The following is a 16476-nucleotide window of genomic DNA, read 5'->3' as shown; positions in this document are numbered from 1 at the left end:
CCGAGAAGGTCCGGTTATCCGGCGAGGGTGAGAGGGGCGTCGGTGAAGCCCATGTCGAAGTGCAGGTGGTTCGGGGTGTCGTAGAACCCGCCGATGTTCGTGTAGTGGGTCGAGCGGCACTGGATCTGGCCGGCCCGCGAACCGTTCGGCACCTGGGGGTCGAGGACGCTGAGCAGCTGCAAGGCGTTCGCGTCGCAGCCCGTAGTGGCGGTGCCGTTGAATGCGGTGAAGTCCACCGCGTGACCGCCGCCGTCGATGTAGTGGGAGGAGGCGGTGCCCGCCCCTAGCCCGGTCTCGTTCGTGCACTTGCGGTTGAGGTCGGAGACGCCCACCGTGTCGAACGTGTTCAGCGCAATGGTGATGATCTGGAGGATGCGGACGTCGAGGCCGCAGTCTGCCGACGCGGTGCCCGCGGCGACGTCGCGGACCTGCTGCGCGTAGCGGTCCTCGAGGAAGCGCAGACGCCCCTCATCCATCGCCTTCACGAGGCCCTGCGCGAGAGCTTGCGCATCGCCGGAGATAGCCGCGCATCCGGCGGCCACGGGGGGCGGCGTGGCCGTCGACGTAGACACGGGCACTGCGGCCCCGGTCGTCGGGGCCGGGGTGCTGCCGAGGCCGGCGAGGTAGGCCATGATCGCCACGGCGTCGGCGCGGTACTTCGTGTAGTGGTTCGGGTCGGCGTTGCGCTGGACTTTGTTGATCGCGATGGAGGGCTCCATCGTCTGCCAGCCCTCGACTGCCACGAGGCGGTCGTAGAAGAAGCCCGCGGAGGTCGTGGGGTCCATGCGCTGCTCGACGGTGCCCCAGCTCGACTGCTGCTGGAACAGGCCGATCGAGTCAGCGACCGAGCCGTCCGGGTTGATCGCCCCGTCCCCGTAGTTGATGTTCACCAGCGAGGACTCACCGATCGCCGTCTGCACGCCGAGCGTCTGCCCGTCCGCGCCGAGGCCCTTCGCGGCCCCGGCGTTGACGATCAGGCCCGCGTTGACGAGCTGATCATGGCCGTAGCCACCGACTCGAGCATCTGCCGGGATCGCGGCCACGTTGACCGGTCCCCCGCCCGGCAGACATGCCGCAGCGGCCGAGCCGCCGAAGAACAGCACCCACAGGAGCATCGCGATCGCGACGACGGGCACCATGATCGCTGCCAGCACCCCCACTCCCCCCTTCGCCACCGGGTTACTCCGATGCCAAGGGGGTGATCTGCTCGACAGCCCACGGAGAGGTGTCGAGGGGGCGGTGCACGTACACCGAGTAGTCGCCGGCATCCGTGGGGACCAGGACGCGCGAGGTGTAGGCACCGTCGGTGTCCCGAATCTGCGCGGTACCGGTGACGCCCGTGCAGGGCACGTTCGCCGGGTCGACGGTTTCGTAAGCAACCGCCGCAGCCTGCGACAGCACCGGGTACAGCTCAGCGATCCACGTGTCGTAGTCGAGGGACGGACGACAGAACAGTGTCACTGCGCGGGTCGCGAGAGCCGTCGAGTCGGTTTCGACATCCGGGTCAGCTTCGGCGTCGTGGTCGTGCGGCACCGACTCGGCATCGGGCGTCTCCTCAGCGGATGCCTCAACGGAGGGCGTGGCCGATACAGAAGGAGTCGAGCCTGAGGACGTTTGCACCGCCGGTTCGCTGCTCGAGCAACCCGCCAAGGCGAGCCCGACTGCGACGGCGACCGCGCCGAGCTGAACGCTGTTGCGCTGCCGTGTGTGCTTCATGCCGGTGGTCCCCTTCATCGCCGTGAGCACCAATCTAGACCAGAACTGCCCGTTTGGACACTCGAAAGTTGCCCAAATGGGACACTGCCTGTCTACACTGACGGCAGGCGACACCCGCCGACCTAGAATCGTGGTGTGGAGGTGGACTCAACGAACGTCAATGCCGCAATAGGCGAGGCCGTCAAGAGCGCCATCTACGAAGCCGGTTTCAACGTGAAGGCCGCGGCCGAAAGAGCCGGCCTCCCCTATCGGACCGTCCTTCGCTACATCAAGGGCGAGCGAGATATGCCGGTACCGGTACTTCTTGCCCTCGTGCACGCCACCAACGCCGACCTGGATGCACTCGTGAAGCAACTTCGCGGGCGCGTAGCCTTCAAGGAGTTGGTTGGCTACGTCGTAGACGGGAACACCACGGGTGAAGAATCCAGCGCACTCCGGCCCGCCGAACTGGCGCGCCGTCTCTCGCTCGTTTTCAACTCACGTGGCCTCGATGCGACCTCTTCCCGCACCAAAATCTCCGAGATCCTTCTCCTCAGCGGGGCCTCGATCGACCGCCAAGAATGGGGCCTGCTCATGACCGGGCAACTCCCCTCCGCGCCGAGAGTCGACGTACTCTTCGCCGTGGCCGAAGCACTCGACATCGACCCTGACTACCTACTTCGCGACGATCCCGAGCTGGTCGAAGCCGTGGAGGCGCGGCTGGGATTCGACGGTGCCATGCGCACCCTCGGCATCGAGCGCGTCGCTGCGCGCTCCCTCGGCACGATTGAGCCCGCCGAGCTGCGCGGCATCGCTGCCGTCGTCTCCGAAATCGTCACCGAGCTGCGCCGCTAGCGCACGCTCCGCCCCGCCGGGCTCGCAGCTTCGCCCTGCGCGCAATGCCGTCTAAAGTGGATGAGCTTGTCCCGGCCAGGCGAACGGAGTCCATCTATGGCGTCAGACTCCACGGAACGAGGCCGCGGCCGGTGGCGGATGCTCCGCCGCAACGGCCAGGGTCGCAGCGGCTCCATCGTCCAAGCCGCCGACGAGTTCGTAGCGCAGCTCGCCCTTCCCGCGGCCGCGACGTGGGATGACCTGCAAGCGGCTGTCGAGAAGGTCTACGGCAAGCCCATCTACTTGATCGCCTCCGCCAGCACTGCCCTCAAAACGGTCACCGGCTTGTGGATCGACACGGCCGAGTTCGGCACCGTCGTCTGCCGAGAGAGCGACGAGCTGCACTACCAAAGCCAGAACGCCTGCCACGAGCTCGCTCACATCCTCTTCGTCTACGCTCCCGACGCCTGGTTCAGCGAGCAGATCCCGCGCCTGGTGCACCCCGACCGCAGGGTCGGCGCCACGCACCTCTGCGCGCCTACCGACGATCCGGACAGTGTGGAAGCCAAGGCGGAGATTGCAGTCGAAGAAGTAGCCTTCGCCATGGTCCGCCGCATCCAAACACTCAATAGGACGAGCGAAGAAACGTATTTCGGATGATCCAGCAGGTATGCCTCGCGCTCCTCATCGCCCTGGTGATGGTGCGCGCGCCCCGTGCCATCGCGTCACCCGCCGGTCGCCCCGCGTTCTGGGCCACCGTCAGCGGCATCGTCGCCCTCTCCACCTACGGCTGGCCAGTCCCGTTCGACACCTACGACACCTTGTTGGGTGGATCCAACGTGATCACCCTCGTCCGCGACCTCGCGGCCACGTCCGCATTCTGGTTCTTCCGTGAAGCTCTCGGACGTCGCGCCGGCGGCGAAGGCCGCATCGGCAGCCGGTGGGGCCTCGCCCTCATGTTCGGCTCTTACATCGTCCCGTTCCTGCTCATCCGCGACCGCGGAGACACGAGCAAGGACTTCATCATCGATCGCCTCGACCAGACAGCCGTGTGGCTCTACGGATCGGCCTACATGGCGACTCTCGTGTGGTTGTCCGTCTCCTCGATCATCAACGCCCGCCGCAACTGGCGCGGAGTGCAGGTCGTGTTCACCACCGGCTTCGCCGTGACAACCGTGGGATGCCTGATCGAAATCGGCTTCCTTACCGCCTCGCACTTCGGATACGGCGGAGACGCCTTCCGTTACTCCGCATGGAACGCTGCAGAGATCCCCTTCTTTGTCGGGCTGCTCATCATCATGCTGGGCATCGGATGGACCGCGATCATTCTCCCCATCCGCCACCGCCTCGTCGTCGCTCGCGCGTCGCGCTACGCCGTCCGCCACAACCTCATCGAGCGGCCGACCATCACCACCTATCTCGGAGAGCGCCGACTCATCGCTCACGCTCAGCAGGTGCTCGTGAGCACCAAGAACGCTCAGGTTCGAGGGGACATCGACCTCACCCCCGCCGCGTGTGCTGCGCTCGAGCGCCTGCGGGCGCTCATCTCACCCGACCGGGCATTCATCCCTCGGGTCATCGGCGGCAACGGCATCGGGAAGGCCGCGTAGCCCCCGTGGGAGCCCTCTGGATCGCGATCCCCGCCGCCGTCGTCGGTGCCGCCGGCGCCGGGATCGTCGCGACCGTGGCCGGCCGCGTCATCCGACCCCAGCGCAGCAAGCCGACACCAATCGCCGCCGTTCCGGCGCCCGATCGCATCGTGCTCGCGCCCACGCCGATCACCAAGCAGGACGGTACCCTCGGGCTGCTCTACGACGACGAATCTCGGCACGCTGTTCTCGGCCCGATTCTGCGCACCGGAGCGGACGGCATCGAGCGAACGCTGACCGTCCCTCCCGGCAGCCCCTCCCCCGCCGCCGGCTCCGTCAGCCGACCAATCGGCAACGTGTTCGCCACGGCGAAAGAACTTGACCCCGAGGCCCGGGAGGTTCCGGTAGCAACCGAGCTGGGCGACGCGCCCGCGTGGTTGTTCCCCGGCGACGGAGACGCCGCGAGCACCTGGGCGATCCACGTTCACGGCAGCCTGTCCGGACGAGACGGCGCTTTCCGCTCCGTTCACGCCCTCAGAAGCACCGGGTACACCTCACTGGTCCCCTCGTTCCGAGGCGACGGAGAAGGCCCGCCTGCGCCGCTGGATGCCTTCACCCTGGGGCAGACGGAGTGGCCCGACGTCGACGCCGCGATCGCTCTCGCCCTCGAGCGCGGAGCCCGCCGCGTCCTGCTCGTGGGCTGGTCGAGCGGAGCGTCGATCGCTCTGCGCCTCGCTACGAGCTCGGCGCACCGCTCGCAGATCGCCGGGCTGATCCTCGTCTCCCCCGTCCTCAGCTGGCGCAGCAGCGTGCTCTACAGCGCCGCCAATGCCGGCGTCCCCCGCGTCATCGCCTCCGCGGCCGTAGCCGCCCTCGCGACGCCGATCCTCAGCCGCCTCCTCGGGTCGCCGGTTCCGTTGGACTTCCACGCTCTCGACTGGACCCGAGCGTCAGTGCAAGTCCCCGTGCCTGCACTCCTGATCCACTCCGAAGGTGACCGCACCACCCCGTTCAGCGACTCCCGTGCGTTCAGCCAGACGCACGAGCAGGCTCCTCTCGTGCCCGCCCGGCCCTCCGCTCACGCCCTCGAATGGAACGCTGACCCGGCTGTCTTCGAGAAGGCCGTCACAACCTGGTGCGCAGCCACGCTCTGACGCCCCGTCAAAAGCTAGATAGCCAGATACCTATATAGGTATCTGGCTATCTAGTACCACGCGGCTGGCTAGGCCAGCGGGTTGCGATCGCGGTACTCGCGCAGCGCCGACTCCACAATGTCGCGCTTGGTTCGTCCTGTTGCGACGCGCAGGTCCTCGACGTAGTACGACAGCTCCGCCTCGATATCGGCGTGCAGAACCTCCGTAGGAGCCTTCCGCGGCCGAGAACGAGGAGCCGTGGCACCCGTTCGCGCCGGGGCCGACGTCGCCGGTGCGGCCGCAGCAGGGGCCGGCGCCGGGCGCGGCTTCGAGTCAATCGGGTCGCGCCGGTCCGGCGCCGGCTGTGCCCGTCGAGCGGGAAGGCTCTGGGGGCGGTCCTCGTTGGTCATCGGATCACCTTTCGTGCGAGTTCTCGGTATGCCTGGGCGACGGGGGCTCCCTTGCGGAAGCGGCCGTACCAGTCGTGCGAGTACCGGACCTCCCCCACGATCGTCCGATGTGGAATGAGCGGCGTCAGCAGAAGGCCCGTCCCCCGCATCTGCTCGATGCTGTGGGTCGCCTCGCGCGGCGTTACCGTCTCCTTGTAGCCGCCGACGATGATGCCGGCCTCAGCGACCGCCTGGCGGCCGCTGGTGGCGTTGTAGCGCATCACGCTTTCCTGTGCCCCCAGGAACCCGTCTACGCCGTCCGCGGTCGGCGTGGCCGCGTAGATCACCGATTCGGCCGCCGTCAGAGCGTTGAAGATCAGTGAGCCGCCCTGGCGGTTCGGGCAGTCGATGATCACCAGGTCGGCAGGCACTCCCTCGAGCGAATCGGCCAGACGATGCCCGACCTCCCCCGGGTCGTCCGTCTCGCGGGCACTCACGCTGCGGTCGGACGGGATGACTCGAAGGTTCTCGTGGAACGGTGACGGCACGGCCAGCTCGTCCGCCCACCCCCGCGGGTCCTGGTTGCCGAGGATCGCGCCGACGTCGAGGCCGACGTCGACGGGCTGCGCGTCGAGCCACTTGGTCGTCGCCCCGCGCGGGTCGAGGTCGATCAGGATGACGCGCTTGCCGTCCTCCGCCGCCACTGTCGCCAGGGAGACGGCGGTGGTGCTCTTGGTCGCACCACCGCTCTCGCTGTAGATCATCATCGTCTGCATGGTCGCAACCTATCTTGATACCTACACAGATAGCAAGCTACCCAGATACCTATATAGGTATCTGGGTAGGACACGCCTGACCGAAACCTTTCGAGCCGCCCGCCGCCTGGGCCGTGATCGCATGTCGGTGGAGTCGACATACACTCGAACGCATTCGAACACACGTTCGACTAAGTGAGGGAGGGTGGCATGAGCGTCACCGTCGTGGACCGCATAGCCACACCGGCCGAGGAGGCCGTCTCCATCGCCTTCCTCGTCACCGGCGACGCGGTGGCCGCAGGCTTCCCGTCGCCGGCGCAGGACTACTTCGACGGCTCTCTTGACCTCAACAACCACCTGATCCGCGACAAGACCTCGACGTTCATCGTCCGCGTGTCCGGCGAGAGCATGACCGGCGCCGGCATCAGCGACGGCGACGAGCTCGTGGTCGACCGCTCGATCACACCGACCCACGGCAGCGTCGTCATCGCGATTCTCGACGGCGAGCTGACCGTCAAGCGGCTCGAACTGCACCGCGGGGGAGTGGTGCTGCGTGCCGAGAACCCCGACTATCCCCCGATCGTCGTCCCCGAGCTGAGCGACCTCCAGGTGTGGGGCGTCGTCACCGTCTGCCTGCACCGGCTCCACCGTGCGCTCTGAGCGCCGCATCGGCCTCATCGACGTCAATTCCTTCTACGTGTCGTGCGAGCGCCTGTTCGATCCCAAGCTGAGCGGGCGGCCCGTCGTCGTCCTGTCGAACAACGACGGCTGCGTGGTCGCCCGCTCTGACGAGGTGAAGCAGCTCGGCATCGAGAACGGCACCCCCTGGTTCAAGATCGAACCTCTGATCAGAGCCGGCCGACTCCCGGAGGTCATCGCCCGCTCGAGCAACTACGAGCTGTACGGCGAGCTGTCCGCGCGCGTCGTGGAGCTGCTGGGCCGGTACTCCGCCTGGCAGGAGGTGTACTCGATCGATGAGAGCTTCGTCGGAGTCGACGGCGATGTGACGGAGCGGGAGAAGATCGGCCGAGCAATGCGCGCGGCCGTCGCGAAGAACGTCGGCCTGCCGGTGTGCGTCGGCTTCGGGCTGAGCAAGACTCTCGCGAAGTTCGTCAACAAGGGCGGGGCGAAGAAGCACCCGAGCCTCGGGGGAGTGTGCGATACCGACTGGTACACCCCCGAGCAGATGGACGGCCTCATGGCCTCGCAACACGTCACCGAGCTGTGGGGCGTCGCCGGCCGCACCGCGAAGCGCCTCGCAGAGCTGAACATCCACACGATCCGCGACCTCCGCGACGCCGATCCCATCCTCATCCGCAAGAAGTTCTCCGTCGTCTTGCAGCGCTCCGTCTACGAGCTGCGCGGGATCGACTGCATCCCGCTCGAGGCCGCACGCACGGTCCGGGACCAGCTGATCTTCTCGCGCTCGTTTTCCTCACCCGTGACGACGATCGCGGACATGGAACAGGTGCTCTCCGTCTACGCGCAGCGTGCCGCGCACCGCCTCCGAGCGCAGGGGTCGGTCACCAAGACGATGAGCGTGTTCGCGTCGACGTCGCCTTACGCCGACGCGCCCTACGAGTCCGCCGGCGGCATGGCCGGCTTCCCCGTCCCCACCGACGACCCGGTGACCATCGTCAAGGCCGCCACCGGCACCCTTGTGCCCAGGCTGCGCGAGGGTGCGCGCTACGTGCGCGCCGGCGTCATCCTCACCAACTTGTCTGCGAAGGGCTCCCACGCCCTGCTGGACGTGTTCGACAACGACTTCGACACCAAGGGCCTCGGCGCCACGATCGACGCCGTGACGAAGCGCCACGGCCGCTCCGCGCTCGGCCTTGGCCTCGCCGGCATCCGCAAAGGACCGGTGTGGACGATGAAACGCGATGCGCTGTCGCTGCGCGCGACAACGCACTGGGGAGAACTGGCAACCGCGCACGCACGGTGACCTCTGTCGGCTGCTCTCGCGATGGGATAGAATGTTCTATAGGAGGTGGTTGCCGTGTCGATCGCTGAGAGGCCCAATGGGGACACTGTTCGCCGGCTACGCAGCTTGCAGGTCGTAACCCGCGTGTCGTACCTCCGCGCGTTGCGGACGGCGGCCGAAGGCACCACTCAGTCGCAGCTCGCCCGCGACATCGGCATCTCGCAGCCGTCGGTCAACAGTGCGTTGAAGTCTGCGGCCGCAGTGCCCGACGTGCGTCCCGGGTTCTCTGGCGCGACGCCCTACGAAATCGCCCAGCGCTACGACGCGGGAGAGCTGACACGGGAGCAAGTCATCGATGAGCTCGGCCGCTGGCCGTATCGTCCAGGCTCGCCCAGCGATGGCTACGACTGGACCACCTTGGACCCGGGGGAGTTCGAGGAAGTAGGTCGCGCTCTCACTGAGCACCTGATCGACGCGGACGCGTACGACGAGATCCTTGACCGCTACAGCGAGCAAGGTCGGTGACGGCGGAGGACTCGTCAGCGATCGCCGCGCACCGTGAGACGGTGCGCGCGTGGGCTCGGGCGGGAGGCCCACTGAGCCCTGCGAGTGAGCGCGCGACGGTCAACAACCGGGACTGGTTCACCCAGGAGTCGGATGGATCGGTCCAGCCTCGCGCTGCCCGCCGACTCATGCACGCCCGCCTCGTGAACGAGTACCGCGCTCACTTTCCCGACGTCCGCTCGGAGAAGAAGGCGATCATCCTCGCCGGCCCACCAGGAGCGGGAAAGTCGACAGTTCTCGCAGACGTGCTCGGCGCCGACCGCAGCGCGTGGCTCACGGTCGATGCCGACGAGTTCAAGCGAGCGCTGCTCACCGAGGCGATCAAGGACGGCAGCTACGACCGCGCCATTCTGCCGCCAGAGGTGCGCTCCGCCGAGGCGGCGGGGGAGAAGTTCTTCCCGCTCGAGCTGGCCTCCCTCGTGCACGAAGAATCCTCCCTCCTCGCCACCCAGCTCCGCGCTGCGGCGATGCGAGACGGCCAGAACGTCGTCATCGACACCGTGCTCTCCTCACCCGAGAAGGCAGTCGAGCTGGGGCAACGGTTCGCGGCCGCCGGCTACAGCGTCGAAGTGATCGACGTCGAGGTGCCGTTCGAGCTGTCGGAAGCGCGGATCGCCGGTCGGTGGCAGCAGTCCTACGAACGCGCCCTCGCCGGCGCCGATGAGCTCGGCGGCCGATGGGTTCCCAGCGAGTACGCCCGCAACGTCTACGCCGGCCCCGAGGGTCGTTCGTTCCCCGAGTTCTCCGCTGAACAGCTCGCAGAAACCGGCCCGACCGTGATGCGATTCCGCCGGTTCAACACCGCCGGCGAAGGACAGCCGCGCACTGTCGACGTCGACAAGTCCCGCACGGCGTTTGGACGCCCGCTAGTCGATACCGCCCTCGTGCAGACACGCGCAACAGCCGCTCAGAGCTTCCCCACGAGCAGGAAGCCGGCCCGCGGCCCCGAAATCGGAGGCCTCGGCCGCTAGTCGGCCCAGACGATCACGCCCGGGGTACTTCGCACGCTGGACGCTGTGTCATGCCCTGTACCCCGCTGAGCGCGTCTTAGACACCCGTTCCGGGGGCGCGAGGGTCCTCGCGCAGCGTCGCTGCGCGACACCGTGGGGAGGCCGCAGAGCGGCCCATCCTTCGGGTTTTCTTCACCTCTCCGCGGTCTCAACCTATTTCGCTCCACCGGCTGCGTGCCACCGATCCCGGACGCGCCCTGCGGGCTTATTTCGCCCGTAATCGGCGTCACTCCGCCGACTCCACTCAAACGGTTTTCCCCGCCGGAGAGGCAAAGAAAAACGATCAGCCAGAGGGAGACGCACCATGAGCGAGCAGCGCGGCACACGTACCGAGGTCATCACGAGCGAGAACCACGGACCCGGAGCGGAGGGCATCAGCCGGACCGCGCGTCAGGTGGTCATCGTCGGCGCCGGTGGCAACGACCCGGTGACCGAGCAGACGCCCGCCGTGCGCCTGGTCACCCGCAGCGGTGGCCGCGCGGTGGCCGGGGTGACGTTGCAGCACTTTGAGCCCGTCGAGCCGCTGCCCGCGGATCGCATCGGCTACATGGCTTCCGGTGCCTATGTCGTCGTGCCGGTCGCGGTCGCCCGAGCGCTCGACCTGTACCCCGCCGCCTACTCGCTGCACGACCGCAGCGAGACGCCCGCCGACTACCTCGCCAACGACTGATCACCGACCCGAGAAGGAGAACCGACATGCTCACCATCACCCACACCCCCGAGGCCGGAACGATCATCGAGGGCACCAGCCGCGGAGACGGCACCGCCGAGATCCTCAAGGCGGACGGCTGGCGCTGGGGCCGCTCCATCGGCGCCTGGTACGTCCCGCAGTCCCGCGACCGCCTCCCGAAGTGGTGGACCATCAACCGTGCCGCGACCGCGCTGCGCGAGGCCGGCCACGAGGTCACGATCGACGCTGACGAGACGTTCCGGCCTACTGCCGAGGTCGAGGCGGACAAGACCGAGCGCCAGGCCGCCCGCGTCGATGCGCTCGACGCGAAGGCCGACCGGCGCGCCGCGGACGCGAACACCGCCGACGCGGCCGCGCGCCGCGCGCTCGACCGGCTCCCCGAGGGAGGCGAGCCGATCAAGATCGGCCACCACTCCGAGAACCGGCACCGCAACGCGATCGCCAAGGCGGATGCCGCGATGGGCCGCAGCGTCGAGGCCGACCGCGAAGCCACCCGCGCCCGTGCCCGCGCCGACGTCGCAGCCAAGACCACCGATCACCGCTACGCGCCCGGAATGGTCGCCCGCCGCATCGACCGGATCGCAACCGACATTCGCGGGTACAGCCGGAAGATCGAGGGCAGCTCGCACAACTTCGGCGGCGGGTACATCGAGACGACCAGCCCCGCGACCGGTGCCTACCGGGAGCGACTGCTGACCCAGCGGGCGCAGCTCGAGGACGAGCACGCCTACTGGACCGCGGTCCGCGAGGCGCAGGCCGCCGCCGGAGAGGTCACGATCCACAGCCGCGACACGATCGCCAAGGGCGACATGATCAAGCACCGGTTCGGCTGGCACGTTGTGACCCGCGTGAACCCCAAGAGCGTGACCGTCGCTCTCGACTGGAACGACGGAACCCGCCCCTACAAGGTGAACTACGCCGACGTGCAGGGACACCACACCGCCGCCGAGGTCGAGGCCGCGCGAGCCGCCGCCGAGCAGAAGGCCACCACCACGGAGGCCGCCGCGGCGAGTTGAGGGGCGAGGGCCGGCCGCCGGGTCGGCCCGTGAGGGGCGACCCCCTCACACTCCCCGGCATCCCGTTCCGGGGGCGCGAGCTGCACTCGCGCAGCGGCGACGGAGCGCCGCCAATGGGAGGCCGCGATGCGGCCCATTCCACCCGTTTTCTTCACCTCTCCGCGGTATCAACCTATTTCGCTCCACCGGCTCCGTGCCACCGATAGCGGACGCGCCCTGCGGGCTTATTTCGCCCGCTATCGGCGTCACTACGCCGCCTCCACTCAAACGGTTTTCCCCGCCGGAGAGGCAAAGAAAAACGATCAGCCAGAGGGAGCACCCACACCATGCAGACCACCACCGACTTGCAGACCACGGCTAAGACCTACCTCACCCTCGCCAACACCCGCGCGGTCGATATCCGCGTCGTCGGCACCGACCCCAAGACGACGCCCTCGGTGCACGTCACCCGTCGCAAGTCCGGCGTCTGGGAGGCGTGGCACTCCGACGAGCTGCACGGCATCACCAGCGGCTCGTTCCGCCACTGCGTCGCGCACGCCCGCCGCGCAGCGATCCGCCGCGTCGCCCCGTTCCTGAACCGCTGAGAGGACCACACCATGACCCGCACCGACACCGGCCGCGCCACGGCTGAACAGCTCGCCCTCATCCTCGCAACCAGTCGCGACGAGGACCCGGAGAACGCCACCGCGACCGACGCGGAGATCCTCGCGCACACCCGCAACACGCTCGGACTGCCGGGGGAGTGCGGACCCGGCGGGATGCCCGTCTACGACGACGGGACCGCCGAGGCGGCCGCGTTGATCGCGTTCCTGACGCCCGCCGAGTAGCGCGGGGGAGGGGCCGACCTTCGGGCCGGCCACGAGGGGCGACCCCCTCGCGCTCCCCCGTGTTCCGCCGAAGGCGGGGCGCGAGCTCCGCACGCGCAGCGGTGACGGAGCACCGCCGGCGGGAGCCGCTACGCGGCGCGTTTCCAGGTTTTCTTCACCTCTCCGCGGTTTCAACCTATCTCGCTCCATCGGCTGCGTGCCACCGATCCCGGACGCGCCCTGCGGGCTTATTTCGCCCGGGATCGGCGTCACTCCGCCGACTCCACTCAATTGGTTTTCACTCGCCGGAGAGGCAAAGAAAAACGATCAGGAAGAGACGACAAAGGCCCCGTAGTTGGGTTAGAACCACGGGACCTGTCGCCTCAATGATCGCACACCGATCAAGGAGAACCCATCGTGACTATCACCACCGGAACCGGGACCGTCGAGCACATCGACCCGACCACCCTCGTGATCGAGGCGAACGTGCGCACCAGCGCTCCCGTGACCAAGGATTTCATGGCGTCGATCCGCGAGAACGGCGTCATCACCCCGATCCTCGCCCGCCGCGACGAGCACGGAAACGTCATCGTCCGCGCCGGACAGCGCCGCACCCTCGCCGCCCGCGAGGCAGCCGTGCCCACGGTCCCCGTCTACGTCGTGGAGGGCGACGACACCACCGCGGACCGCATCATCCAGCAGATCATCGAGAACGACCAGCGCGCCGAGCTGAGCGTCGCAGACCGCACCGCCGCTTGGGCGCAGCTCGCGTTCGAGGGCATCACCGCCTCGCAGATCGCCAAGCGCACCGGAACCAAGACCGACGCCGTGAAGAAGGGCCTCGCCGTTGCGGAGTCCGCGACCGTCGCGTCCGCTCTCCACGAGCACGAGCTGACTCTCGATCAGGCCGCGGTCCTGTTGGAGTTCGAGGACGACGCTGACGCCCGCGCCCACCTGGTCGAGGTCGCCACCAACGACCCGACCCAGTTCGACCACACCGCGCAGAGCCTCCGCGAGGACGCCGCGGAGAAGGCTCGCCTCGCCGCCGTCGAGCAGGAGCAGATCGCGAACGGCTTCCAGGTCCTCACCCGCTCCGACGCCTACGGCGAGGGCAGCCCGTGGGTGCCCCTCCGCAAGCTCCGCACCGCGGACGACGCGCAGGTCACCGCCGAGCACATCGCCGCGATCCCGGTCCGCGGCGCGCTCATCGACACCCGCTGGAACGGCGACATCGACGTGACCCACTTCGTGCAGGAGCCCACGGAGGCTGGATTCACCTACGCCTACCGCGGCGACGTGCCCGCCGCGGCGCTCACCCCCGAGGAGGCGGAGGAGGAGCGCGTCGAGAAGTCCGCGGAGCGGAAGGTGCTCATCGCCAACAACAAGGCGTGGACCGCCGCAGAGACGGTCCGCCGCCAGTGGATCGCCACGTTCCTCAGCCGCAAGACCCTCCCGAAGGACGCGGATCGGGTGATCGCTCTCGGGCTCACCGCTCACCGGTTCGCGGTGTCCTCCGGGATGAGTAACGGCAGCGACCTCGCCCACACGCTGCTCGGCATCGACCGCCCCTCCGGCTACCGCACCGACGCTCTCGCCGCGCTGGTCGAGGCGAACCCGGCGAAGGCCCGGCTGGTCGCGCTGGCGGTCGTGCTGGGAGGTCAGGAGGCGAACACGAGCAAGGAGTCGTGGCGACGCGGCGACGAGCGCGCCGCCGCCCACTTCCGCCAGCTCGCCGAGTGGGGGTACGCGCTCTCCCCGGTCGAGCAGGTCGTCACAGGCGAGAGCACCCCGGCTGACGCCGCCGGGATCAGCTAGCCGCTCCGCGAGGACCGGCATCCGCCGGTCCCCGCACCCCCGCTCCCGACTCCTGCAGAAAGGCCCACCATGACCACCACCACGACTCCCGCCGTCGACGTCGACGTGTGGGGACACACCCCGGCGCTACGCGACGCGCAAGCCGCCGTCGACGCGGCCACCGCCACCGGCGACCCCGACGCAATCGCCGCGGCCGCGCGCGCGCTGATCGTCGCCGCGGCCGCGCACGCCTGGCCCACCGCGACCGCCCTCGTTTTCAAGTACGAGACGACCGGCCCCATCGCCCACGTCTGGGGACTGTGGAGAGTCCTCGACGCCGACCGTCAGACCCTCCGCGAGTGGGAGGACGACCCGGGCGGCATGAGCGATGAGTCCGAGGAGGAACTGGTCGCCCTCGACCTCATCAGCAACCGCCGCGAAACCCTCGACTACACCGACTTCGGAAAGCCCATCGGCTCCACCGTCCTGATCCTGCACACCCTCACCCTCTGAGCGCGGGCGCGGGCCGCCCCGGACCGGGCCGGCCCGTGAGGGGCGACCCCCTCACACTCCCCGATGTTCCGCCGGCGGCGGGGCGCGAGCTCCGCCCGCGCAGCGTCGACGGAGCGACGCCCGGAGGTCGACCGGCTGCGCCGGCCGCCGTTGGTCGCCGTGCGGGCTCACACCCTTTTTTGCCGTGAAGCCTTCGGCGGCTCCCTCCGCTTCGCTGCGGTCGTAGCTACCTACGGGCTCCGTTCAAGTGGCTGCGCCACCGACTCCTCCGAGACTTTCAGCACGCGGTCGCTGCGCTCCCTTATTTCGCGCCGAAACTCTCTCCCCCCTCGCCCTGCGGGTTGCACTGCGCCCTCCGGTTGCTAAGGCGGAAAACCGCCTTCCAGCTCGAGCAGACACGGCCGCTGGCGTGATCGGCGTTGCGACGAGCCGTGCACCGGTCAGCGCATCTCGTGCGCGATCTCCAGGAACGCCGCCGCGGACGACCCGATGCGATCGGACCAGATGGCGCGGAGGGGTCGCACGAGTGCTGGTCCGCGGAGGGGCACTCGTATCAGTGAGCGCGCGGCGAGATCTGTTTCGACGGTGAGGATGCTCATGACTGCGGGCGCGATGCCGGCGCGGGCGTTCGCTCGGATGATCGCCGTCGTTTCAAGGATCGCGGCGGGAGTCGTGAGTGCGAGCCCGGCGTCGTGGAGCCATGCTTCGAGGGTCGTCCGGGTGCCGGAGCCTTCCTCTCGTGTCAGCAGTGCGGTGCCGGCCAAGTCCTCGGCGCTGATACTCGCCGCGCGTGCCCAGGGGTGGTCGGGTGCCACGACGACAGCGAGTTCGTCCTCCGTGACCACGTCAGAGGAGAGCGTGGCCGTGGACGCTGGTGTCTCGACGAATCCGAGTTGCGCGGCACCGGATCTCACGAGCTCTGTGACCGTGGCTGAATTGCCGGCGATCAGCTGCACACTCACCTCGGGTGTGCGCTGTCGGAATTCGAGGAGCCAGCGTGGGAGCAGCAGTTCGGCGATGGTCTGCGACGCCGCGAGAACCAGTGAGCCGGTCGGCTGTCGCAGTGCTGCCGCGCCCGCCTCGAGGCGGCGGGACGCCTCGAGGACCGGGCCGGCCAGCTCGAGCACGAGCCGGCCCGCGTCGGTCATCAGGGACCCGGTCGGAGAGCGGCGCACGAGCGGCTGCCCGATGGCGCGCTCCGCGACCCGCAGACGCGCCGAGACGGCCTGCTGGGTGACGCCGAGGGCTTCGGCAGCGCGGGAGAGCGAGCCCGCCTCGGCGATGCGCTCGAGCACCTCCAGCGTGTCGAGATCCAGGATCCGGTCCGTCAATCGCCGCGTCGCCACAAGCACTCATTGTGCCCCGCCAACCCGATCGCTGTATCGGCTGGTGACGGCGATGCTCAGGCTGGAGTCATGACAACTCTCTCCCCCGCCCGCGCATCTTCCTCGATCGGGCATCCTCCGCGGTCGAGGCGCTTGTTCCGGGAGCTGGAGCATCCGGGACTGATCGTGTCGAACCTGACGCCGAACTGGTTCGCGTCGATCATGGGCACCGGCATCGTCGCGGTCGCCGCCGCGTCCCTGCCCCTCCAGTTCCCCGGACTCCGCACCGGGGCCACCGTCGTCTGGGCGATCGCCGCACTGCTGCTCGTCGCGCTGACGGTCGCGACCGGGCTGCACTGGGTCCGCTACCGCGGTACAGCGGTGAGGCACCACCTGAATCCCGTGCTCTCGCACTTCTACGGCGCGCCGCCCATGGCG

General features: G+C 68.6%; 19 protein-coding genes and 1 pseudogene. 15 read left to right on the top strand and 5 right to left on the bottom strand.

Annotated features, from left to right (window positions below; all coding sequences use genetic code 11):
• Positions 1 to 14 precede the first annotated feature (14 nt).
• Together HQQ82_RS19130 and HQQ82_RS19125 are read right to left on the bottom strand one after the other, a co-directional pair.
• Positions 15 to 1154 carry a hypothetical protein gene (locus HQQ82_RS19130; RefSeq protein WP_173235940.1) on the bottom strand — a complete coding sequence of 380 codons (1140 nt, stop codon included), beginning with the start codon at positions 1152 to 1154 and terminating at the stop codon, positions 15 to 17.
• A 25-nt stretch (positions 1155 to 1179) separates the two neighbouring features.
• On the bottom strand, positions 1180 to 1734 hold the full coding sequence (locus HQQ82_RS19125) for a hypothetical protein (protein ID WP_173235938.1): 555 nt from the start codon (positions 1732 to 1734) through the stop codon (positions 1180 to 1182).
• 117 nt (positions 1735 to 1851) lie between these two features.
• Between HQQ82_RS19125 and HQQ82_RS19120 the strand changes: the two genes are divergently transcribed.
• From HQQ82_RS19120 to HQQ82_RS20710, 4 genes are all read left to right on the top strand, one after another.
• Positions 1852 to 2550 (top strand): helix-turn-helix transcriptional regulator, encoded by a 699-nt coding sequence (locus tag HQQ82_RS19120; RefSeq protein WP_104277462.1) that lies wholly within the window; start codon positions 1852 to 1854, stop codon positions 2548 to 2550.
• Between the two features lie 138 nt (positions 2551 to 2688).
• Positions 2689 to 3189 carry a hypothetical protein gene (locus HQQ82_RS19115; RefSeq protein ID WP_173235936.1) on the top strand — a complete coding sequence of 167 codons (501 nt, stop codon included), beginning with the start codon at positions 2689 to 2691 and terminating at the stop codon, positions 3187 to 3189.
• Positions 3186 to 4139: a hypothetical protein gene (locus tag HQQ82_RS19110; RefSeq protein ID WP_173235934.1), complete on the top strand. Its 954-nt coding sequence runs from the start codon at positions 3186 to 3188 to the stop codon at positions 4137 to 4139. Before HQQ82_RS19115 ends, HQQ82_RS19110 begins: the two co-directional genes overlap by 4 nt.
• A 5-nt stretch (positions 4140 to 4144) precedes the next feature.
• A complete protein-coding gene (locus HQQ82_RS20710; RefSeq protein WP_173235932.1) occupies positions 4145 to 5272 on the top strand; it encodes an alpha/beta fold hydrolase in 1128 nt (375 codons plus the stop codon).
• 68 nt (positions 5273 to 5340) lie between these two features.
• On the opposite strand, the gene HQQ82_RS19100 is transcribed toward HQQ82_RS20710, so the two are convergent.
• Both HQQ82_RS19100 and HQQ82_RS19095 read right to left on the bottom strand, forming a co-directional pair.
• Entirely contained in the window at positions 5341 to 5661 is a 321-nt protein-coding gene (locus HQQ82_RS19100) for a hypothetical protein (protein WP_146082607.1), read from the bottom strand.
• Complete coding sequence (locus tag HQQ82_RS19095) at positions 5658 to 6404, bottom strand: ParA family protein (protein WP_254071687.1); 747 nt, start codon at positions 6402 to 6404, stop codon at positions 5658 to 5660. The genes HQQ82_RS19100 and HQQ82_RS19095 overlap by 4 nt, the downstream gene beginning before the upstream one ends.
• A gap of 201 nt (positions 6405 to 6605) precedes the next feature.
• Here HQQ82_RS19095 and HQQ82_RS19090 point away from each other — a divergent pair, with 201 nt between their 5' ends.
• The 10 genes from HQQ82_RS19090 to HQQ82_RS19045 all read left to right on the top strand — a co-directional run bounded on the left by HQQ82_RS19090 (position 6606) and on the right by HQQ82_RS19045 (position 14713).
• The gene (locus HQQ82_RS19090; RefSeq protein ID WP_173235930.1) at positions 6606 to 7055 is read left to right on the top strand and encodes a LexA family transcriptional regulator; all 450 of its coding nucleotides are present in this window, start codon (positions 6606 to 6608) and stop codon (positions 7053 to 7055) included.
• Positions 7045 to 8340, top strand: a complete 1296-nt coding sequence (locus HQQ82_RS19085) for a Y-family DNA polymerase (protein ID WP_173235928.1) — start codon at positions 7045 to 7047, stop codon at positions 8338 to 8340. Before HQQ82_RS19090 ends, HQQ82_RS19085 begins: the two co-directional genes overlap by 11 nt.
• A gap of 54 nt (positions 8341 to 8394) precedes the next feature.
• Positions 8395 to 8844, top strand: coding sequence for a hypothetical protein (locus HQQ82_RS19080; RefSeq protein ID WP_104277455.1), 450 nt, complete (start codon positions 8395 to 8397; stop codon positions 8842 to 8844).
• Positions 8845 to 9026: 182 nt separating this feature from the next.
• On the top strand, positions 9027 to 9854 hold the full coding sequence (locus tag HQQ82_RS19075; protein ID WP_258067409.1) for a zeta toxin family protein: 828 nt from the start codon (positions 9027 to 9029) through the stop codon (positions 9852 to 9854).
• Positions 9855 to 10197: 343 nt separating this feature from the next.
• A complete protein-coding gene (locus HQQ82_RS19070; RefSeq protein ID WP_173235926.1) occupies positions 10198 to 10563 on the top strand; it encodes a hypothetical protein in 366 nt (121 codons plus the stop codon).
• A gap of 26 nt (positions 10564 to 10589) precedes the next feature.
• Positions 10590 to 11600 carry a DUF3560 domain-containing protein gene (locus HQQ82_RS19065; RefSeq protein ID WP_173235924.1) on the top strand — a complete coding sequence of 337 codons (1011 nt, stop codon included), beginning with the start codon at positions 10590 to 10592 and terminating at the stop codon, positions 11598 to 11600.
• A 326-nt stretch (positions 11601 to 11926) separates the two neighbouring features.
• Complete coding sequence (locus tag HQQ82_RS19060; RefSeq protein WP_173235922.1) at positions 11927 to 12184, top strand: hypothetical protein; 258 nt, start codon at positions 11927 to 11929, stop codon at positions 12182 to 12184.
• Positions 12185 to 12196: 12 nt separating this feature from the next.
• A complete protein-coding gene (locus tag HQQ82_RS19055) occupies positions 12197 to 12427 on the top strand; it encodes a hypothetical protein (RefSeq protein WP_173235920.1) in 231 nt (76 codons plus the stop codon).
• A gap of 396 nt (positions 12428 to 12823) precedes the next feature.
• Positions 12824 to 14221, top strand: coding sequence for a ParB/RepB/Spo0J family partition protein (locus HQQ82_RS19050; RefSeq protein WP_173235918.1), 1398 nt, complete (start codon positions 12824 to 12826; stop codon positions 14219 to 14221).
• Between the two features lie 69 nt (positions 14222 to 14290).
• On the top strand, positions 14291 to 14713 hold the full coding sequence (locus HQQ82_RS19045; protein WP_173235916.1) for a hypothetical protein: 423 nt from the start codon (positions 14291 to 14293) through the stop codon (positions 14711 to 14713).
• Positions 14714 to 15153: 440 nt separating this feature from the next.
• Here the strand turns inward: HQQ82_RS19045 and HQQ82_RS19040 are convergent, their stop codons facing one another.
• Complete coding sequence (locus HQQ82_RS19040; RefSeq protein WP_173235914.1) at positions 15154 to 16059, bottom strand: LysR family transcriptional regulator; 906 nt, start codon at positions 16057 to 16059, stop codon at positions 15154 to 15156.
• 165 nt (positions 16060 to 16224) lie between these two features.
• Between HQQ82_RS19040 and HQQ82_RS19035 the strand changes: the two are divergent.
• A pseudogene (locus tag HQQ82_RS19035) lies at positions 16225 to 16476 on the top strand (C4-dicarboxylate ABC transporter); the annotation flags it as partial.

This window comes from Rathayibacter sp. VKM Ac-2856 (assembly GCF_013205055.1).
Classification (GTDB): Bacteria; Actinomycetota; Actinomycetes; order Actinomycetales; family Microbacteriaceae; genus Rathayibacter.
The sequence above is the reverse complement of the archived record's forward strand: the minus strand, read 5'-3'. Positions and strand labels throughout refer to the sequence as shown.